18 protein-coding genes and 1 pseudogene are annotated in these 18,220 nt (G+C 71.4%); 8 read left to right on the top strand and 11 right to left on the bottom strand.

What is annotated here, in order from left to right:
- Positions 1–5: 5 nt before the first annotated feature.
- The 3 genes from Sfr03f_RS28845 to Sfr03f_RS28835 all read left to right on the top strand — a co-directional run bounded on the left by Sfr03f_RS28845 (position 6) and on the right by Sfr03f_RS28835 (position 3,715).
- Positions 6–482 (top strand): NUDIX hydrolase, encoded by a 477-nt coding sequence (locus Sfr03f_RS28845; RefSeq protein WP_108957158.1) that lies wholly within the window; start codon positions 6–8, stop codon positions 480–482.
- Between the two features lie 60 nt (positions 483–542).
- The gene (locus Sfr03f_RS28840) at positions 543–1,358 is read left to right on the top strand and encodes a 3-hydroxybutyrate dehydrogenase (RefSeq protein ID WP_108957157.1); all 816 of its coding nucleotides are present in this window, start codon (positions 543–545) and stop codon (positions 1,356–1,358) included.
- Between the two features lie 491 nt (positions 1,359–1,849).
- Positions 1,850–3,715, top strand: a complete 1,866-nt coding sequence (locus Sfr03f_RS28835; RefSeq protein ID WP_245967826.1) for a helix-turn-helix domain-containing protein — start codon at positions 1,850–1,852, stop codon at positions 3,713–3,715.
- Between the two features lie 111 nt (positions 3,716–3,826).
- Here the strand turns inward: Sfr03f_RS28835 and Sfr03f_RS28830 are convergent, their stop codons facing one another.
- Positions 3,827–5,224: an MFS transporter gene (locus tag Sfr03f_RS28830; protein WP_170145177.1), complete on the bottom strand. Its 1,398-nt coding sequence runs from the start codon at positions 5,222–5,224 to the stop codon at positions 3,827–3,829.
- 459 nt (positions 5,225–5,683) lie between these two features.
- Between Sfr03f_RS28830 and Sfr03f_RS28825 the strand changes: the two genes are divergently transcribed.
- On the top strand, positions 5,684–6,574 hold the full coding sequence (locus tag Sfr03f_RS28825; RefSeq protein WP_108957223.1) for a DUF5655 domain-containing protein: 891 nt from the start codon (positions 5,684–5,686) through the stop codon (positions 6,572–6,574).
- A gap of 12 nt (positions 6,575–6,586) precedes the next feature.
- Here the strand turns inward: Sfr03f_RS28825 and Sfr03f_RS28820 are convergent, their stop codons facing one another.
- Positions 6,587–7,420 (bottom strand): SDR family oxidoreductase, encoded by an 834-nt coding sequence (locus Sfr03f_RS28820; protein ID WP_108957155.1) that lies wholly within the window; start codon positions 7,418–7,420, stop codon positions 6,587–6,589.
- A gap of 159 nt (positions 7,421–7,579) precedes the next feature.
- Positions 7,580–8,332, bottom strand: coding sequence for a class I SAM-dependent methyltransferase (locus Sfr03f_RS28815; RefSeq protein ID WP_159105752.1), 753 nt, complete (start codon positions 8,330–8,332; stop codon positions 7,580–7,582).
- A 268-nt stretch (positions 8,333–8,600) separates the two neighbouring features.
- On the opposite strand from Sfr03f_RS28815, the gene Sfr03f_RS28810 reads away from it, so the two are divergent.
- Positions 8,601–9,647, top strand: coding sequence for a serine/threonine dehydratase (locus tag Sfr03f_RS28810; RefSeq protein ID WP_108957153.1), 1,047 nt, complete (start codon positions 8,601–8,603; stop codon positions 9,645–9,647).
- A 38-nt stretch (positions 9,648–9,685) separates the two neighbouring features.
- Here Sfr03f_RS28810 and Sfr03f_RS28805 read toward each other — a convergent pair whose 3' ends face one another.
- Together Sfr03f_RS28805 and Sfr03f_RS28800 are read right to left on the bottom strand one after the other, a co-directional pair.
- Positions 9,686–10,375: a restriction endonuclease gene (locus tag Sfr03f_RS28805; RefSeq protein ID WP_108957222.1), complete on the bottom strand. Its 690-nt coding sequence runs from the start codon at positions 10,373–10,375 to the stop codon at positions 9,686–9,688.
- Between the two features lie 49 nt (positions 10,376–10,424).
- A complete protein-coding gene (locus Sfr03f_RS28800) occupies positions 10,425–10,634 on the bottom strand; it encodes a hypothetical protein (RefSeq protein WP_108957221.1) in 210 nt (69 codons plus the stop codon).
- A gap of 283 nt (positions 10,635–10,917) precedes the next feature.
- Here Sfr03f_RS28800 and Sfr03f_RS28795 point away from each other — a divergent pair, with 283 nt between their 5' ends.
- Positions 10,918–11,445, top strand: a complete 528-nt coding sequence (locus Sfr03f_RS28795) for an ATP-dependent DNA ligase (RefSeq protein ID WP_108957152.1) — start codon at positions 10,918–10,920, stop codon at positions 11,443–11,445.
- A 207-nt stretch (positions 11,446–11,652) separates the two neighbouring features.
- A pseudogene (locus Sfr03f_RS28790) lies at positions 11,653–11,946 on the top strand (Tn3 family transposase); the annotation flags it as partial.
- 18 nt (positions 11,947–11,964) lie between these two features.
- Here the strand turns inward: Sfr03f_RS28790 and Sfr03f_RS28785 are convergent.
- The 4 genes from Sfr03f_RS28785 to Sfr03f_RS28770 form a co-directional block, all read right to left on the bottom strand.
- The gene (locus Sfr03f_RS28785) at positions 11,965–12,492 is read right to left on the bottom strand and encodes a flavodoxin (protein WP_245967819.1); all 528 of its coding nucleotides are present in this window, start codon (positions 12,490–12,492) and stop codon (positions 11,965–11,967) included.
- 270 nt (positions 12,493–12,762) lie between these two features.
- Positions 12,763–13,614 carry an aldo/keto reductase gene (locus Sfr03f_RS28780; protein WP_108957151.1) on the bottom strand — a complete coding sequence of 284 codons (852 nt, stop codon included), beginning with the start codon at positions 13,612–13,614 and terminating at the stop codon, positions 12,763–12,765.
- Positions 13,615–13,649: 35 nt separating this feature from the next.
- Positions 13,650–14,678 carry a zinc-binding dehydrogenase gene (locus Sfr03f_RS28775; protein ID WP_174721673.1) on the bottom strand — a complete coding sequence of 343 codons (1,029 nt, stop codon included), beginning with the start codon at positions 14,676–14,678 and terminating at the stop codon, positions 13,650–13,652.
- 41 nt (positions 14,679–14,719) lie between these two features.
- Positions 14,720–15,697 carry an aldo/keto reductase gene (locus tag Sfr03f_RS28770; protein ID WP_108957149.1) on the bottom strand — a complete coding sequence of 326 codons (978 nt, stop codon included), beginning with the start codon at positions 15,695–15,697 and terminating at the stop codon, positions 14,720–14,722.
- A gap of 215 nt (positions 15,698–15,912) precedes the next feature.
- On the opposite strand from Sfr03f_RS28770, the gene Sfr03f_RS28765 reads away from it, so the two are divergent.
- Positions 15,913–16,674, top strand: a complete 762-nt coding sequence (locus Sfr03f_RS28765; protein ID WP_245967818.1) for a helix-turn-helix transcriptional regulator — start codon at positions 15,913–15,915, stop codon at positions 16,672–16,674.
- On the opposite strand, the gene Sfr03f_RS28760 is transcribed toward Sfr03f_RS28765, so the two are convergent.
- Positions 16,640–17,032 carry a hypothetical protein gene (locus tag Sfr03f_RS28760; RefSeq protein ID WP_108957148.1) on the bottom strand — a complete coding sequence of 131 codons (393 nt, stop codon included), beginning with the start codon at positions 17,030–17,032 and terminating at the stop codon, positions 16,640–16,642. The genes Sfr03f_RS28765 and Sfr03f_RS28760 overlap by 35 nt on opposite strands.
- Positions 17,029–18,063: a hypothetical protein gene (locus tag Sfr03f_RS28755; RefSeq protein ID WP_159105751.1), complete on the bottom strand. Its 1,035-nt coding sequence runs from the start codon at positions 18,061–18,063 to the stop codon at positions 17,029–17,031. Before Sfr03f_RS28755 ends, Sfr03f_RS28760 begins: the two co-directional genes overlap by 4 nt.
- Positions 18,064–18,220: the final 157 nt, after the last annotated feature.

Here is an 18,220-nt window from a genome sequence, read left to right as displayed (position 1 = left end):
GGGCCATGGCAACCCCGGACTTCATCCGCACGCTCCGCGCCAGCGCCGGGCACCAGCTGCTGTGGCTGCCCGGCGTCACCGCGATCGTCCTCGACGAGGACGGCGGTCGCGTCCTGCTCAACCGGCGCGCCGACACCCGCCGCTGGGCGGTGATCGGCGGGATTCCCGACCCGGGGGAGGAGCCCGCCGCCTGCGCCGTGCGTGAGGTGTTCGAGGAGACGGCGGTGCGCTGCGTCCCGGAGCGGGTGCTGAGCGTGCAGGCGCTCAAGCCGGTGACCTACGAGAACGGCGACGTCTGCCAGTACATGGACATCACCTTCCGCTGCCGCGCGGTGGGTGGCGAGGCGCGGGTGAACGACGACGAGTCCCTGGACGTGGCCTGGTTCCCGGTGGACGCCCTGCCGGAGCTCGATGCGTGGGCAGTGACGCGGATCAAGCAGGCACTGTCGGACGCCCCCACATGGTTCGACCCTATGAGCTGACCCGCAAGTATGGTCGCTGGCCACATGGGTCGGGGTGGGGCGGCTGCCTAGGGTCGGACCATGACCGAGCAGCCCAGCACCCTCGGGGGCCTCGACTCCCCCCTCGATCCGTCCCCGCCCGACCTCTGCGGACGCACCGCCCTGGTGACCGGCGCCGCCGGCGGCATCGGGCGCGCCTGCACCCTGCGGCTGGCCGCGGCCGGCGCCACGGTGCGGGCGGTGGACCGTGACGGACACGGCCTCGCCGAGCTGGCCGGGCAGGCGGCGGGGCTGAAGGGCACCGTCGAGCCCCAGGTCCTCGACCTCACCGACCTGGACGCCGCCGAGCGGGCCGCCGCCGGCGTCGACGTGCTGGTCAACAACGCCGGGATCCAGCTGGTGCGGCCGGTGCACGAATTCCCGCCGGACGTCTTCCACACCGTGCTCACGGTGATGCTGGAGGCCCCGTTCCGCCTCATCCGCGGGGCCCTGCCGCACATGTACGAGCAGGGCTGGGGGCGCATCGTCAACATCTCCTCCGTGCACGGCCTGCGCGCGTCGGCCTTCAAGTCGGCCTACGTGTCCGCCAAGCACGGGCTGGAGGGCCTCTCCAAGACGGTGGCCCTGGAGGGTGCGCCCCATGGCGTCACCTCGAACTGTGTGAATCCCGGCTATGTGCGCACACCACTGGTCGAGAAGCAGATCACCGACCAGGCGGCGGTGCACGGCATCCCCGAGGACCGGGTGGTCTCCGAAATCCTGCTCCGCGACACCGCCGTGAAGCGGCTGATCGAACCGGCCGAGGTCGCCGAGACGGTGGTCTTCCTCTGCGGCCCGGCCGCCGCCACCATCACCGGGTCGTCGTACGTGATGGACGGCGGCTGGACCGCCCACTGACCGGTCCGGACCCTTCCGCGCGGGGCGGCGGACCGCCGCCGTCCCGCGCTTCGAGAGGCCGTTGTCCACAGGGGTGTCCCGGGGCCCCGGCCATGGTGAATCCTGTGCCCATGCCCCACGATCGCCCGCAGAGCGTGCCGCCGCCGGTCGCCCGGCCGTCCGCGGAACCGTCCGTTCCACCCCGGGCGGACGGCGCGGCCTCCGCCGCGCCGTCCGCCGCCCACGGCGCCTCGCCCGACGCCGTGCCCGCGGCCGCGCCCGCCGTCGGGCCCGGCACCGAAGCGGCGGCTGGAACCCCGGCCGGAACCGGGACCGGAACCCGGGCCGGAAGCCCGGCCGGAAGTCCGGCTGGAACCCCGGCCGGAAGTCCGGCTGTGCGGGGGACGGCCGAGGTTCCGGCCGTGTCCGGACCGGCCGCGGCACCCGACGCCGGGGACGGTGCGGAGCCGGGCGGGGACGGCGAGGCGCCCGGCGGGGCCGAGACGCCCTTCCTGGAGCTGCTGGCCCGCGGCGCCTCCGCCGACGCCTACGACCGCCCCGTGCTGGTCGCCCGCGCAGAGGGGCGCCCGGCCGCCGAGGTCGCCGCCCTGCGCCGCGCCCGGCACCTCGCCCTGCGGGTGCGTTCCGAGCTCGAGGGCAGGCGCCGCCGCGAGGAGGAGCTGTCCGCGCTGTTCGCCACCGCCCACGACCTGGCCGGCCCCCGCGACCTCGACGCCGTGCTGCGGGCCATCGTCCAGCGCGCCCGCTCCCTCCTCGGCACGGACGTCGCCTACCTCTCCCTCCACGACCCGGCCCGCGGCGACACCTACATGCGCGTCACCGAGGGTTCCGTCGCGGCGCGGTTCCAGCAGCTGCGCCTCGGCATGGGTGAAGGGCTCGGCGGCCTGGTCGCCCAGACGGCCCGGCCCTACGTCACCCAGGACTACTTCAAGGACGAGCGGTTCCTGCACACCGGGGCCATCGACGCCGGCGTCCACGACGAGGGACTGGTCGCCATCCTCGGCGTCCCCCTGATGCTGGGCGACCACGTCATCGGCGTGCTGTTCGCCGCGGACCGCCGCGCGCGCGTCTTCGAACGCGAGCAGATCGCGCTGCTCAGCAGTTTCGCCGCCCTCGCCGCGGCCGCCATCGACACCGCCAACCTGCTCACCGAGACGCGTTCGGCCGTGGCCGAGCTGGAGCGGGCCAACGAGATCATCCGCGACCGCAGCGCCGTCATCGAGCGCGCCTCCGGGGTCCACGACCGCCTCGCCGAACTGGTGCTGCGCGGCGGCCAGGTGCACGACGTGGCCGCCGCCGTCTCGGAGGTGCTGGACGGCTCGGTGTCCTTCGCCGACATCACCGCCGTCCCCGCCGAGGCGCTGGAGGCATCCCGCGCCGAGGGCCACGCAGTGCCGCACGGTGACGACTGGATCGCCGCCGTCACCGCGAGCGGCGAACTCCTCGGCGCCCTGGTGCTGCGGGGGCACCCCGTCCTCGACCCCGTCGACCAGCGCACCCTGGAGCGGGCCGCGATGGTCACCTCCCTGCTGCTGCTCGCCCGCCGCTCCGCCGCCGAGGCGGAACAGCGGGTACGCGGCGAGCTCCTCGACGACCTCCTCGACGCCCGCGACCACGACCCCCGGCTGCTGCGGATGCGCGCCGCACGGCTGCACGCCGACCTCGACGTCACCCACGTCGTCCTCGCCGCCCGCCTGGAGGCCACCGCGCCGGGCGGCGACGCGGAGGCGGAGGCCCGCCGCAGGCTGTGGTCCGCCGCGTCCCACCTCGCCTCCACCCGGCACGGCCTGGCCGCCGCCCGCGACGGCGGGACGGTGCTGCTGCTCCCGCTGCCGTCCGGCCGCAGCGCCACCGCGCTGGCCCGCGACGTCGCGCGCAGGCTGAGCACGGCGGTGCACGACGCCGTCACCGTCGGCGCGTCCGCACCGCAGGAGGTGCTGTCCGGCAGCCCCGACCAGGTGGCCGTCGCCTACCAGGAGGCCCGCCGGTGCCTGGACGCGCTGCGGCTCCTCGGCCGGGCCGGCGACGGCGCGGCCGCCGAGGACTTCGGCTTCGTCGGCCTGCTGCTCGCCGGGGACCGGGACATCACCGGCTTCGTCGACCGCACGATCGGCGAGGTGATCTCCTACGACGAGCGGCGCGGCACGGACCTGGTGCGCACCCTCGACGCCTACTTCGCGTGCGGGATGAGCCCTGCCCGCACCAAGGACGCGCTCCACGTCCACGTCAACACGGTGGCCCAGCGCCTCGAGCGGGTGGGCCGCCTGCTCGGCGAGGACTGGCAGCGGCCCGACCGGGCTCTGGAGATCCAGCTCGCCCTGCGCCTGCAGCGTCTGGCCTCGGCGCCCCGCGCCTGAAGCCGGCGGCCTCGGTCCCGGCACTCGGCACGGCGAAGGCCCCGCACGCTCAGGCGGCGTGCGGGGCCTTCGCCGTGCCCGGGGTGGCCGGCGAGCCACCCCGGGCGGGGGTCAGACGGTCTGCTCGCTGGGAGCCACGCCGCCCGACGCGCCGGCTGACGCGGGGGCGCCCGCGGCGGCGGTGCCGTCGATGTCGTTCAGGTCGCGGTCGCGGGTCTCCTTCGCCACGGCCACCGCGATCAGCGTGACGACCGCCGCGGCGATCACGTACAGCGAGATCGGGGTGGAGGTGCCGTAGTTCGACAGCAGCGCGGTCGCGATCAGCGGGGCCGGGGCGCCCGCCGCCACCGAGGCGAACTGGGCGCCGATCGAGGCGCCGGAGTACCGGACCCGGGTGGAGAACAGCTCGGAGAAGAACGCCGCCTGCGGGGCGTACATGGCGCCGTGCAGCACCAGGCCCACCGTCACCGCGGTCAGCAGGGCGAGGAAGCTGCCCGTGTCGATCAGCCAGAAGAAGGGGAACACCCACAGGCCGATGCCGGCCGCGCCGAGCATGTAGACCGGGCGGCGGCCCCAGCGGTCGGACAGGGCGCCCCACGCGGGAACCGCGCAGAAGTGGATCGCGGAGCCGATCAGCACCGCGTTCAGCGCGGTCTGCTTGGACATCTCGGCCGCCTCGACGGCGTACACCAGGATGAACGCGGTGATCACGTAGAACGAGATGTTCTCCGCCATGCGGGCGCCCATCGCGACGAGGATGTCCTTCCAGTGGTACCGGAAGACGGCGACCAGCGGCAGCTTCTCGGCGGCGCCCTCGGCCTTGCGGGCCTCGGCGGCGGCCAGCGCCTGCTTGAAGACGGGCGATTCGTCGACCGACAGACGGATCCACAGACCGATCAGGACCAGCACGCCGGACAGCAGGAACGGAATGCGCCAGCCCCATGACTCGAAGGCGCTCTCCGAGAGGGTGGCGGTCAGCAGCGCCAGCACACCGGTGGCCAGCAGCTGGCCGGCCGGGGCGCCGGTCTGCGGCCACGAGGCCCAGAAACCGCGCCGCTTGGGGTCGCCGTGCTCCGACACCAGCAGCACCGCGCCGCCCCACTCGCCGCCGAGCGCGAAGCCCTGCACCAGCCGGAGCACCGTCAGCAGCACCGGGGCGGCCGCGCCGATCGTGGCGTGGGTCGGCAGGAGGCCGATGAGGAAGGTCGCGCCGCCCATCATCAGCAGGCTGATCACCAGCAGCTTCTTCCGGCCCAGCCGGTCGCCGTAGTGACCGAACACCAGGGCGCCCAGCGGGCGCGCCAGGAAACCGACCGCGTAGGTCAGGAACGCCAGGAGGGTGCCGACGAGCGGCTCCTCGTCCGGGAAGAACAGGGTGTTGAACACCAGCGCGGCGGCCGAGCCGTAGAGGAAGAAGTCGTACCACTCGATGGTGGTGCCGATGAGGCTCGCGGCGACGATCTTCTTCAAGCTGTTCGGCGTCGGGGGCGCGGCTGCCGATGAGGCCATGGTGACCACTTCCAGATGTGGGATGGGGACGTCTACGTGTCGGCACAACGTAGAAACCCGCAGGTCAGACGCACATGTGGCGGGACACCATAGTTTCGTCCGCGAGAGTGAGTGTCCCCTCCATGACAGTGCGATCGTTCCTCGCCAGACCCCTCCCGACGGCCGAAAACGCCCCGCGAGACCCCTGTCCGAGTTGCCCTGTCGCGGCACGTTTTGGAACCGCCGTGCTGAATCCCGTGCTGACTTGGTGCTGACTAAAAGCCCACGTCATCACCCGTCATCGCATGTCCCGTGCTGACTTGGTGCTGACTACGCTCTGTTGAACTCGGGCATCTGGGACTGATCGGCTCGGAGTCGTTGAGCGGGGAGCTCTCGCGTTTGCTTCCCGTTTCGAAGGTGCGCCTGGAAACAAACCCGTGCCTCCCCGACGTTGTGAGACTCCTGGCGGATGAGGGGAAGGTGTCGGAGCTGAAGCTGTTCCGGGCGACGAAGGATGGGGCGATCGAGGTGGCCCCGCGTCTTGCTGAGGTCGAGGCGGACGTGCAGCGCCTCATCGAGATGAACATGGAGACGCTGCTGGGCGTCAGGTTCCTCGCGAGCGAGTACGTCATCAACTGTGTCGACGGCGGACGCATCGACTCCCTCGGGATCGACGGCGCGCCCGTGATCGTCGAGTACAAACGCGGCACAGACCCGGGATTGATCAGCCAGGGTCTCTTCTACATGGCCTGGCTGACGGCTCACCGTGATGTGTTCCGGAACTTGGTGCGCGACCGTCTTGGGGCCGCGGCGGCCGCCCAGGTGAGGTGGAGCGCGCCCAGGCTGATCTGCGTCACCGGCGACTTCACCCGCTACGACATCCACGCCGTGCGCGAGCACCGGCGGATGATCGAGCTGGTGCGCTACCGGTTCTTCGGCACGGACCTGATCGGTTTGGAGCCGGTCACCTCGCCCACGCGGACCCCGCACCGAGGCAGCGAGGCACACCGCGGTCATCGTGCGGTCGATACCAGGCGCACGGGTCCGGTCCAGACGCGGATGACGGAGCTGGTGAACGCCGTCGACGAGACGCTGCTCGGCCTGGGACGGGACATCACGCGGGTCGAGAACCGCACCTACCGGGCTTACCAGCGTGTACGGAACTTCGCGTGCGTGTGTCCTCCGCAGCGGTCGAAGCTGCTGGTCTACCTGCCGCTCGACCCGCGGAGCGTCGATCTCGTGCCCGGGTTCACCAGGGACGTGTCGCGCATCGGGCATCACGGCACCGGGGATCTCGAAGTGCGGCTGGGTACGGAGCGGGACCTGGAGGCCGCGGCGGAGTTGTTCCGCCTCAGCTACGCCGTGGCGTGACGACCGGAGCCGTCAGCCCCTGCCGAGGAATTCGTGCGCGCCGCGGAGTCTGGTGCGCAGCTTCCGCTGCGTGGCGCGGCTGTCGAGACGTACGTCAGGAGGGCCCGGATATGGACTCTCCGCTCGAAGACCCGTGGGCAATCGGGAAGGGTCGAGACCGTCGCGTCCGGCGATCAGGACGCCGAGTTCGTGGCGGCTGAGGGCGTCGGCTCCGCCGAGGTGGTGGATGCCGCGCGCGTCCGATGCCGCGAGTTCCAGGAGGGCTTCGGCCAGGTCGGTCACGTGGATGGGGCAGCGGATGTCGTCCGTGAACAGAGCGCCGGCGCGAGTCCCGGCGGCCAGTTCGTGCACCGTGCGTTCGTGTTCGGACTGTCCGCCGCCGATGATCAGCGAGGTGCGCGCGACGACGCTGTCCGCGTGCACCAGGCGGACTCCGGTCTCGGCTGCGGCCTTCGCCGCTCCGTAGGGTGTGATCGGGTCGGGTAGTTGCGACTCGTCGTAGTGGAGGCGGCTGCGGCCGGAGAACACGGCGTCGCTCGAGACGTGGATCAGCCGACTGCCCGACCTCGCGGCGGCGAGCGCGAGCCGGACGGGGCCTTCGGCCGTGACCGCCCAGTCGGCAAGGCCGCTGGAGGCGTTGATGACGACCTGGGGACGTGCCTCGGCCATCACCCGCTGGACCTGATCGGTGTTCCGGAGGTCGAGCCGGTACCAGGCGACGGGATGCCCGCCGTCCCTGGGAGGTCGGGAGGAATAGGTTGTTGATGTCGCGTGACCTGCTGTGACCGCTCGCCGGACCAGTTCGGTGCCGAGGAATCCTGAACCGCCGACGATCAGCATTTCCATGCCGTGCCCCTTCCCGCTATCCGCTCCCTGGGCCGTCGAGTTCCGCGACGCGCAGTTGTCGCACGCGCACGTTCCAAGTGATTCCCGAGCGGCTTGGCGTCGGCACCTTTGGGCTCGGCTTCGGAGACGGATCGGGGATAACCGGCACTGGTCCGATGGTCACCGCCGCAGCAGGATCACGGCGTATCCGGGCCCGTCCGGGCTGCGCTGCAGCTCCTCCAAGGCCCAGCAGGCCGACTCTGCGACCACTTCCGTGATCTCCTCCGACGTGGGGAACCAGTAGTCGAACCATGTCGTGGCGATGCCAGCGGCGCGGACGCGGATGCGGGCCTGGCCGCGGGAACGACCTCGCTCCACGTTCCAGGCGTGGTAGGCGGCGTGGATGCTGTCGTCTCCGCCCGGGTCCGTCCCCGTCCCGATCGGCCGGCCGCCCGGCCTGGTCACCGTCGCGAGAGCATCCAGGACCTGATGGGCCGTCTGAGGCCCGCCCAGCAGGCCGATGTTGTTCCCAAACAGGGTGACGGTGTCGAACTTCCCGAGCCCGGGCAGTAGATCGGGCACAGAGCCGACCACGCACTCCACTCCGCGGCCCCGCACGACGTTCACCGCGCCCGGAGAGGCGTCCAGACCCATGACGTCGAGCCCTCGGGCAGCCCATGGGACCGTGTGACGGCCACCGCCGCAGCCCACGTCGAGGATCCGCCCTCCCGCCCGCTCCCACGCCCACCGCTCCAGGACCGCCCAGCGCTCGGGTTCCGAGAAGTAGGTGGACGCGTCATGGGCGTCGATCCGGCCGTCGTCCCGCTCGATGATCTCGACGGCCGACCAAGGCGCGGCTCCGGCAGCCCAGCACTGAGCCAGGATCTGCCCGAACGCATCACCGATCTCCGGTTCCTTCGAAGGCAGTTCCATGCCCCGATGCTGCCAGCCCGCCTCCATCTGCTGCAGCCGAATTGCCTCTTGTGGCCGGTTTGCTGTCACGGCGCCGGCCCACCCCGTGCCCCCGGTGAGGTGGGCACGCACACCCCGCTGAAGAGTAGAGGCGCCGGATGTTGAGCGGTTCGGCCGGAGATGAGGAGGCTGGTGACGCAGCGGTTTCCTCCAGGCCGCGCCGATCGTTCTCCAAGGGCGCGATGATGCAGTCCTCGCGCCGCCCTACCGCTGCCACCGGAGCACACCGATGACCCCTCTCTCCCACGGCGACGTCAAGGCCGCAGCCGACCGCGTCCGCGGGCACGTCCGGCCCGTGACCGTCACCGAGCTGGACGCGGCCGCCGTCCGCACCGCCCGACGCGATCCGCTCGACGACCGGCCGGACGAGCCGTGCCGGGTGTGGCTGGCGCTGGAGTTCATGCAGCACACCGGGAGTTTCAAGGCGCGCGGCACGTGGAACTTCCTCGCGGCGCACCGGGAAGAGGGCACCTTGCCCGCCGCCGGCGTCACGATCGCCTCCGGCGGGAACGCCGGCCTGGCGTGCGCCTGGGCCGCCCAGCAGCACGACGTACCGGCGGTGGTGTTCCTCCCCGCGACCGCGCCGGAGGTCAAGGTGGCACGGCTGCGGTCCTACGGCGCGGAAGTGCGCCTGGTCGGAGCCGAGTACGCCGACGCGCTCGCCGCCTGCGAGGCGCACGCCGCCGAGACCGGGGCGCTCGCCTCCCACGCCTACGACCACCCCCTTATCGCAGCCGGCGCTGGAACGCTCCTCGAGGAGATCCTTCAGCAGATCCCCGACCTTGACACCGTGGTGGTCGCGGTCGGCGGCGGCGGGCTGTTCGCCGGAGTCGCGACCGCCGCCCAGCACCACGGAGTTCGCACCGTGGCCGTGGAGCCCGAGAACTGCCAGGCCCTGGCGGCAGCGCGGGTCGCCGGCCACGTGGTCGACGTCACGGTGGACTTGGTGGCCGCGGACTCGCTCGGCGCCCGCCGCACGTCCGAGACGGCGCTGCGGGCCGCACTGCAGGACAACGTGCTGTCGGTGCTCGTGCCGGACGACGGCATCGTGCGGGCTCGGCAAGCGCTGTGGGACCACCGGCGCCTGGCGGTCGAACACGGAGCGGCGACAGCCCTCGCGGCCCTGCTCGCTGAGGACCGCTGTACGCCGGAGGCGGACATGCTTCCGGCCTCCGAGCGGGCGGTGATCCCCGGGACCAGCTACAGGCCGGCGCCCGGGGAGAAGGTGTGCGTCGTGCTGTGCGGAGCGAACACGGACCCGTCCGATCTGGTCTGAGTCGCGGCGGCGGTCCGCACAGGCAACGCGTGCCGTCGTCAGGAAGCAGCGCGCCGTCCGGTGCCGCCACCCCTGCCGTTCAACGGGATCAGTGTGTCCAGGTGCGCGCCCTTGACCCAGGCGCCCAGCAGATCGCGATGCAGAGCCACGATGTCCTGCCGCAACGCCAACGCCAGCGCGGCCTTGGTGAACGCGCGGCCGGTGGTGACGAATACCGCGACGTCCGCGCCGTGCTCGAGGCGCGCTGTGCCGACGAACTTCTGCATGTCCTGGGACGACACACTCCGGTGCGGTGCGTACTTCTTGCACTGCACGACCAGCTTCCGGCCGTCGGCCAAGTAGCCGACGACGTCCGCGCCCAGGTCGCCGCTCTTACCGCTGACGACCACTCTGGTGCTGCCGTCCCGCCGGCACAGCTCTGCGATGTACGTCTCGAACTCCTGCCACGACAAGGCGTCCACCTCGGCCATGGACAATTCGCGCGCCCGGGCCTCCTCCTGCGCCCGCCACAAGCGGTCCTGGCCGACGGCGTGACGGTGCGCACGCAGCAGCGCCCAGCCTGTCCCGCCCACCGCGGCCGCCGCGAGGAGAGCCACCAGAATCGGCCAGACTGTCGACCAGTTCGCGGCGACCGCTACGGCGGTGAGGGACGCCGCCAGGGCTCCCCAGCTCTGCAGCTGCCGCCGAGTCCGCTTCTTCAGGCGCCGGTGCCATTGACGTGCCGCCATCACTGCCTCGCTCCCCGCACACGTGATCCGCAGCCCGCGCCGGAGGGCGTCATCGGCTGGCCTGAGTGACGCCGCTCGCCAACTGTCCCAGAATGTCCAAGATCCCCTGACCGGCCGCGGTGGGAGCGATCAGAACCCCCAACGCCAGAACGATCACGACGGTGAGCTTCTCGTCGGAACGACTGCGCGCCTGGGTACGGCGCCTCAGCCGCAGAACGACGATGACTGCCAGCAGAACCGTCACGTTGATGGTCAACAACCGCTCCGCCCTCCCCACAGGCCAGCCCTCACCCCCGACGACGGGACGCCGCCGCCAGTCTCTTGTGTAGCGGCATCGCGATGCGGTCGCGGGCTGGTTGCCCATGAATGGCACAAAGCCGCCGAACTGGCCGAATCGCGCGACAGGCCGGTTGCCGGGCGGAGGTCTCGTCGTGCGGTCAGCCGGGTCCTCCGACGGGCGGGTGGGGCAGGTGGCTCGAGCTGCGACACAGGCTGATCAGGCGTAGAGCTGTGGTGTGCCTCTCGATCCTCCGATCCAGCCGATGCTCGCCGTAGCGCGTGATGAGCTGCCCCGAGACGCGGCCTTGCCGGGCGGTCTGGCGTACGAACAGAAGGCCGACGGCTACCGAGCCCTCCTCTTCGCCGGGCCCGGCCGCGCCCACCTGCAGTCGCGGAACGGCAGCGACCTCACGCCGGCCTTCCCTGACCTTGCCGCCGCCGCTCGTGCCCTTCCGGGGGTCACGGTTCTCGACGGAGAGTGCGTCGTTGCCTCCGGGGGCCGCCTGGATTTCAGCGCCCTCCAGTCCCGGGCTCGCCGTCGTGGTGCGGGCGCCCGGACGGCGGCGGTCGAACATCCGGCGCATCTCGTCGTCTTCGACATCCTGGAACTCGCGGGTCGGTCGCTCCTCAGCGAGCCGTACCACTCGCGGCGCGACACCCTGGTCAGCCTCTTCGAGCGCGGCGTCTTGGCCGGCCGGTTCTCTCTGTGCCCGGCGACCACGGACCGCGACACCGCTTTGGCCTGGCTCGCCCCGGCGTGGGGAGCCGTCGGGATCGAAGGCGTGTTGTAGCCAGGGTTCGAAGTCGACCGATTGACCGGAAGCGGCCGACCGGCCGATCTGCCCGATGGCTTGCCAGCGGTCACCGGCGCCTGGCCGCCGATCCGGCCAGTGCAGGCCGGAACCTGAGCGACGGGCGGCTTCCGACGCGCTGAGGGGTCCGGCTCGCCGGGCCCCTCACAGTGATGGTGCGTTTCTCAGACGCTGAGGTGCTTGCCGAAGAAGTACCGCGAGGGCCAGGAGGACCAGCTCGCCGCCCTCGGCCTGGTCCTCAACGCCGTCGTCCTGTGGAACACCCGCTATCTGGACGCCGCCGTGGCCCGGCTCCGCGCCGAGGGCCACGACATCAAGGACGAGGACGTCGCCCGCCTGTCCCCGCTCAAGGACCGGCACATCAACTTCCTGGGCCGCTACCTGTTCAACATCAAGGCCAGCGGCCCCGGCCAGGGCCTGCGTCCCTTCCGTGGACCGGATGCGTCCGAGGACGGTGACGAGGACGGCGAGCAGCCGTGACGTCCCCGGTCGGACCGGTCACCGGGTGGGCAGCCCGATGCGTCGCAGCCATGCTGCGACTTCGGTGTCGGCGTCCTTGACCTCTTCGCCGCGTACCGCGAGGCCCTCGGCGATGGTCGCGCTGGGGCAGGAGGCGGCGTAGTCGCGTTCGGTGGTGCCCAGGCCGCTCATGGCGTAGGTGGTGACCGGGTGGACGGTCTTGCCGCGGAAGTCGAGGGCTTCGGTGAACGTCGTCATGATCATGGGGGCTCGGACGTTCCAGATGGGGCTGGCCAGGAGGATGGTGGTGTAGTCGTCGAGGGAGGGCAGGCGGCCTTCGATGGCCGGGCGGGCGTCGGTGTCCTGCTCGCGGACGTTGCGCTTCACGGTCGCGTCGTAGTCGTGAGGGTAGGGGTCGGCGGCCTGGATGCGGTAGGTGTCGCAGGCGGTGCGGTCGGCGATTTTGTTGGCGAGCACCTCGGTGTTGCCGACCTTCAGGTCGGTGCGGCCGCCGTAGTAGTAGTTCTCGCCCGGGCGGGAGAAGTAGGCCAGCAGGACTCGTTTCACGTTGCTTCCGCTCCTCGTGGCGGGCTGGGAGGCGGTGGGGGTGCCGGACCGAGGTGAGGACGGTGAGCAGCCCGCCAGGTGGGGCGCGCTCAAAGCGGCGGTTGCGGTCAGCAGCGCGCCGCGCAGAACGGTGCGCCGGCCCGGCAGGGCGCCGTGGTGCTGCGGCGGGATCAAGGTGGGCGGCTCCCGGTGAACCGTGGAAGCCGGGCGGGCGCCCCGGGCATTCGCCTTGAGGGCACCCGCGGCCGGCGACGGGCAGGGGTGAGGCGTTCAGCTGTCCAGACGGCGCCCGGCGAGCCACTTGACCATCTCGGGGTCGTGGTGGTCGAAGAACAGGGAGCTGCCGGTGTCGAGGGTGGCGATCTGTGCCATCTGTTCGTCGGTGAGCTGGAAGTCGAAGACGTCGAAGTTCTCGGCCATGCGCTCGGCGCGCACCGACTTGGGGATGGCGACGACGCCGCGCTGGGTGAGCCAGCGCAGCACGACCTGGGCGACGGACTTGCCGTACTCCTTGCCGATCCCGGCGAGCAGCGGGTTGGTGAACAGGTCGTTCTTGCCTTCGGCGAAGCCGCCCCAGGACTGGATCTGCACGCTGTGCTCGCGCATGAGGTCCTGGTAGTCGGCGCGCTGGAAGAAGGGGTGGGTCTCGATCTGGTTGACCTGCGGGGTGATCTCGTTGTTGATGATCAGGTCGAGCAGACGGTCGGGGTAGAAGTTGGCGACGCCGATCGCCTTCGTCAGGCCCTCGCGGTTGAGCGCCTCCATGGCACGCCACTGGCCGTAGACGTCGCCGAAGGGCTGGTGCATCAGGTACAGGTCGAGGTGGTCCAGGCCCAGCTTGGTCAGGGACGTCTCGAAGGCGCGGCGGGTGTTCTCCTGGGCAGGGGCGTCCTGGACCCACAGCTTGGTGGTGACGAACAGCTCCTCGCGCGCGATGCCGCTGGACTTGATGGCGCGGCCGACGGCTTCTTCGTTGCCGTAGGCGGCGGCGGTGTCCAGCAGGCGGTAGCCGGCGGCCAGGGCCTCGGAGACGGCGCGCTCGGTGTCCTCGGCGGGGACCTGGTAGACGCCGAAGCCGAGGAGCGGCATTTCGACGCCGTTGTTGAGGGTGACGGTCTGCATGAGCGGGATGTCCTTCGCTGGAGGCGGGGGCGGGTTCAGCGGCGGAGGAGGGCCTTGAGGACCTGGCGGTCGGCCATGGCCCGGTAGGCGTCCGGTGTCCGGTCGAGGGTGAATTCCTGGTCGAAGACGCGGCCGGGGGTGATGGTGCCGTCCAGGACGTCGGGCAGCAGGTCCGGGATGTAGGCGCGGGCGGGGCTGGCGCCGCCGGTCAGGGTGATGTTGCGCATGAACTCGGCCGGGCCGATCGGTCCCTGCTCGTACTGGGGGACGCCCAGGCGGCTGATGGTGCCGCCGTCCAGGACCGCGCCGAGCGCGGTGTCGAGAGCCTGGCGGGTGCCGACGGCCTCGATGACCTTGTCCACGCCGCCGGTCAGCTCGCGGATGCGGACGATGCCCTCCTCGCCGCGCTCGGCGACCACATCGGTGGCGCCGAACTCACGGCCCAGGCCGGTGCGGGCCTCGTGGCGGCCGGCGAGCACGATCCGCTCGGCCCCCAGCCGCTTCGCGGCGATCACCGCGCACATGCCGACCGCGCCGTCCCCGACCACCAGCACGGTGTCGCCGCGGCCGACGCCGGCGGTGACGGCGCCGTGGTGGCCGGTGGTCATCACGTCCGACAGCGCCAGGAGCGACGGCAGCAGCGCGGAGTCGGAGGCCACCGGCAGCTTCACCAGGGTGCCCTCCGCGTACGGGACGCGGACGGCTTCGCCCTGCCCTCCGTCGACGCCGTCGAAGCCGTACCGGCCGCCGTTGCGGCAGGAGATGTGCAGGCCCTTGGCGCAGTAGTCGCAGGTGTTGTCGCTGTAGGTGAACGGGGCGACGACCAGATCACCGGTCTTCAGGCCGGTCACGTCCGTGCCGGTCTCCTCGACGACGCCGAGGAACTCCCGGCCCATGGGGCGGCCGGTGCCGGTGGCGGGCATCGACGCATAAGGCCACAGGTCACTGCCGCACACACAGGAGGCGACGACGCGCACCACGGCGTCAGTGGGCTGAACGATCTTCGGGTCGGGCCGGTCCTCGACGCGGACGTCACCGGCTCCGTACATCACTGCTGCACGCATCAGGGGTACTGCTCCAAACGGGGATCGTTGCGGGGCCCGGGTCAGCGTTCGAGCATCCGGGCCTGGGCCTCGGTGTGGGTGTCGCCGGCGGCGGGCGGCAGGCTGGAGAGCTTGTCGAGCTGCTCGGCCGTCAGCGTGACCGCGTCGGCGGCCGCGTTCTCCTCGACCCGGGCCACGCGCTTGGTGCCGGGGATGGGGGCGATGTTGTCGCCCTGGGCGAGCAGCCAGGCCAGCGCCACCTGCCCGGGCCTGGCACCGACCTCGTCGGCCAGCGCCTTGACCTCGTCGGCCAGCGCCAGGTTGCGCCGGAAGTTCTCGCCCGTGAAGCGCGGGTTGTCACGGCGGAAGTCGTTCTCGTCGAACTGGTCGGTGGAGCGCACCGTGCCCGTGAGCATCCCGCGGCCCAGCGGGGAGAACGGCACGAGGCCGATGTTCAGCTCCCGCAGGACGGGCAGCACGCGCTCCTCAATTCCCCGGGTGAACAGGGAGTACTCGGACTGCACCGCGGTGACCGGCTGGACGGCGTGGGCCCGGCGGATCGTGTCCGGACCGGCCTCCGAGAGGCCGAAGGCACGCACCTTGCCCTCGGCGATCAGCTCGCCCACGGCGCCGGCGGTCTCCTCGATCGGCGTGTTCGGATCGACGCGGTGCTGGTAGTACAGGTCGATGTGGTCGGTGCCCAGCCGCTTCAGGGAGCCCTCGACCGCGGTGCGGATGTTGGCCGGGCTGGAGTCCAGGTTCCACGCGCCCTCCCCGCCGTGCGAGACCAGGCCGAACTTGGTGGCCAGCACCACCTTGTCCCGGCGGCCCTTCAGCGCCCGCCCGAGCATCTCCTCGTTGGTGTAGGGGCCGTAGATCTCGGCGGTGTCGATAAGGGTGACGCCCAGCTCAAGGGCCCGGTGCACGGTCCTGATCGATTCCGCGTCATCGGTGCCCGAGCCGGTGTATCCCTGGGACATGCCCATCGCACCCAGACCGATCCGGGAAACCTCCAGGTCACGCAGCTTGATGTACCGCATTTCGCCCTCTTCCGATCATGGTTTCGCCTGCTCTCCCACTCTTGCCCGATCCGGCAGGCCGTGCCCGTCGAAGTCCGGGCGGCGCGAGGGGCCGGCGTCTTCCTCATTCACCTTCGCCCGGATTGCTCCGGTGTGGCAGGGCGGGCTCTTCGGGGGTAACGACAGGGCCCCCCTCCCGCCCGCGTGGCGGGTGCCCGGCGGGTGAGACTGGAGTCATGACTTCGACGAGCGCGCACAGCGAGGGCGCCGAGCTGGGTCGCTTCCTGCGCGCCCGCCGCACCCAGACCAGTCCCGAGCACGTGGGTCTCAGCGTCGGCGTCGGTATCCGCCGCACCCCCGGTCTGCGCCGGGAGGAGCTGGCCACTCTCGCCGGGATCAGCATCGACTACTACGTGCGTCTGGAACGCGGCAAGGAGACCCGCCCCAGCCCCGCCGTCCTCGACTCGCTCGCCCGCGCCCTGCACATGGACGACCAGAAACACCAGCACCTGCGCGAGCTCGCCGCCCGTGCCGCCCGCTACGTCTCCGAACCGCCGCCGGCCCCGAGCCGCACCGTGCGACCCCACCTGAAGCTGCTACTGGAGTCACTGCGCCCGAACCCGGCCTACGTCATCAGCCGCAGCATGGACATGCTCGCCTGGAACCCTGGCGGCATCGCCCTGTACGCGGGACTGGAGGACTGGCCCGCCAAACACCGCAACCTGGCCCGCTACCCCTTCCTCCACCCGGCCTCGCGCACCCTGTTCACCGACTGGGACCGTCAGATCACCGCCTGCGTCGCCCGCCTGCGCGCCGTCGCCGGGACCGCACCCGACGCCGTCAGCGCGAGGCGTACCGCGAAGCCGTCGAGCATGCCCACACCGACTTCGCCGGCCTCCAGACCGGCGGCGTCCCTGGGCCCAGTCCGGACGCCGCGGCGTCAGCTCGTGACCGTGATCGTTCTCACGGGGATTCCCTGCGTCGGGGCAGCGGCGTGACGGCCCGTGCCTCGTGGAGGGCGGCGCGCAGGCGGTCGTTGTCGACGCTGAGGCGCTGGATGGCAGCGACGGCGGCCTCAAGTTGGGCGGCAAGATCGCGTTTGTCGCGTCGCAGGCGCGCGTTGTCGGCTTTCATCTCGGTGTATGCTACGGCGCCGTTCGCGCTGGCCGGAGCATGTGCGGTCGGGGTTAGGTCGGTACAGACGTCGGGGAAGTTGCGGCGGAAGGTGGTGTTGGCGAGGCCGAGGCGGGTGGCCAGGGCCAGCACGCTTGGAGTCCTGCCGGTCTCCTGGGTCAGCGCGTCGACGGCTGCGCGAACGTCGGCTCGGCTCGGCAGGGGGCGGCTGTAGGCGGTCACTGGGCCGCCTCACCGACGGGGGCGAGAAAGGCTCGGATCGCGTCGCGACGCCGCTGAAGGTCGGCGTGCAGGAGGGGTGCGAGCTCGGGTCGGGTGCGGAGCCGGGTGTCGAGGCGCTCAGCCTGCGCGGTGAGAGCGGTGATGTTGTCGGCGGTCAGCGCAACGTTGCGGCACTCCAGCGGGCGGCAGTCCAGCGGTACCGGGAGCGCGCGGCCTCCATCCGGCGCGGCGCGGGGGCGGCACAGGGCCTTGTCGGGGTTGAAGACGCAGGTGACATAGGTGCCGGGGTAGACCTCGGGGTCGTGGCGGGCCAGGACGCGGCGCAGGCGGCGGGGGTCGGTAATGACCGAGCCGGTGAAGCCCATGCCCTGGTGAAAGTCGGAGAGGCGGGCGGCAGCTTCTGCGGCGGCGGGGCCTCGCAGGTCGTGCTGGTGGTCGGTGGCCAGTGCGAGCAGGCGTTCACCGCGTTGCATGGCCTGTTCGGCTTCGACTTCGGCGCGGAAGCCCGAGTCGCTGGTGCCGGCGTAGCCCTCGAACATCTGGATCCCGAGGTGGCGGTATTGGACCGCTCCTGCGATGACGCCGCCGGGGCGGCGGGCGACGTACCAGGCCAGCGTGCGGCGGAACTGGCGGGCGGTCAGGTTCCAGGGGGTGCCGTTGACGTCGGGGATCGTGTCGGTGCGGTGATGGTGGCGACAGTAGGTGTTGATCCAGGTGATGACGTTGTTGATCAGCTCATTGCTGGAGCGCAAGGTCATTGCCCCGGGGCGGGCTCGGGAGTGTTGGCGCAGGCCCCTGAACAGCAGGTCGGAACCGGGCGGCTGGAGACGTTCCAGAGCAGTGACGGCGCGAGCGGCAGGGGCGCCGATGATCCACGTGGCAGTGGTCCCGGCGGGGTCGTGTTCGCCCTTGAAGGCCAGGCTGGTGATGGTCCAGCGGTAGGGATGACCGGAGCCGTCGAGCAGAGCGTGGGTGCTTCCAGGACGCAGGTGCTTGACTACTGGCGGGAGGGGAATATCTCTACCGTGCACTATTCCCATCCCTTCTCACCCGCCTACGTTGGGATCGAAGGAGGGAGTGTGCCTGCGGTTCACTGCTCTACCGTTCAGAACGACCACTGCTGCCCGTGAGGTCGTTACCGTCCCTTCCAGCCGCTGACCGCCGCCAGACGTCGAAGCCAGGGCGCCC

The organism is Streptomyces fragilis, assembly GCF_003112515.1.
GTDB lineage: Bacteria > Actinomycetota > Actinomycetes > Streptomycetales > Streptomycetaceae > Streptomyces > Streptomyces fragilis.
This window is presented reverse-complemented; position numbering and strand designations above follow the sequence as displayed.

What these genes read in the sequence shown, in the direction of transcription:
- Sfr03f_RS28845 (WP_108957158.1), top strand. Translation starts at nt 6, where the DNA reads ATGGCAACCCCGGACTTCATCCGCACGCTCCGCGCCAGCGCCGGGCAC.
- Sfr03f_RS28840 (WP_108957157.1), top strand. Translation starts at nt 543, where the DNA reads ATGACCGAGCAGCCCAGCACCCTCGGGGGCCTCGACTCCCCCCTCGAT.
- Sfr03f_RS28830 (WP_170145177.1), bottom strand. Translation starts at nt 5,224, where the DNA reads ATGGCCTCATCGGCAGCCGCGCCCCCGACGCCGAACAGCTTGAAGAAG.
- Sfr03f_RS28820 (WP_108957155.1), bottom strand. Translation starts at nt 7,420, where the DNA reads ATGGAAATGCTGATCGTCGGCGGTTCAGGATTCCTCGGCACCGAACTG.
- Sfr03f_RS28815 (WP_159105752.1), bottom strand. Translation starts at nt 8,332, where the DNA reads ATGGAACTGCCTTCGAAGGAACCGGAGATCGGTGATGCGTTCGGGCAG.
- Sfr03f_RS28810 (WP_108957153.1), top strand. Translation starts at nt 8,601, where the DNA reads ATGACCCCTCTCTCCCACGGCGACGTCAAGGCCGCAGCCGACCGCGTC.
- Sfr03f_RS28805 (WP_108957222.1), bottom strand. Translation starts at nt 10,375, where the DNA reads ATGGCGGCACGTCAATGGCACCGGCGCCTGAAGAAGCGGACTCGGCGG.
- Sfr03f_RS28795 (WP_108957152.1), top strand. Translation starts at nt 10,918, where the DNA reads ATGCTCGCCGTAGCGCGTGATGAGCTGCCCCGAGACGCGGCCTTGCCG.
- Sfr03f_RS28780 (WP_108957151.1), bottom strand. Translation starts at nt 13,614, where the DNA reads ATGCAGACCGTCACCCTCAACAACGGCGTCGAAATGCCGCTCCTCGGC.
- Sfr03f_RS28775 (WP_174721673.1), bottom strand. Translation starts at nt 14,678, where the DNA reads ATGCGTGCAGCAGTGATGTACGGAGCCGGTGACGTCCGCGTCGAGGAC.
- Sfr03f_RS28770 (WP_108957149.1), bottom strand. Translation starts at nt 15,697, where the DNA reads ATGCGGTACATCAAGCTGCGTGACCTGGAGGTTTCCCGGATCGGTCTG.
- Sfr03f_RS28765 (WP_245967818.1), top strand. Translation starts at nt 15,913, where the DNA reads ATGACTTCGACGAGCGCGCACAGCGAGGGCGCCGAGCTGGGTCGCTTC.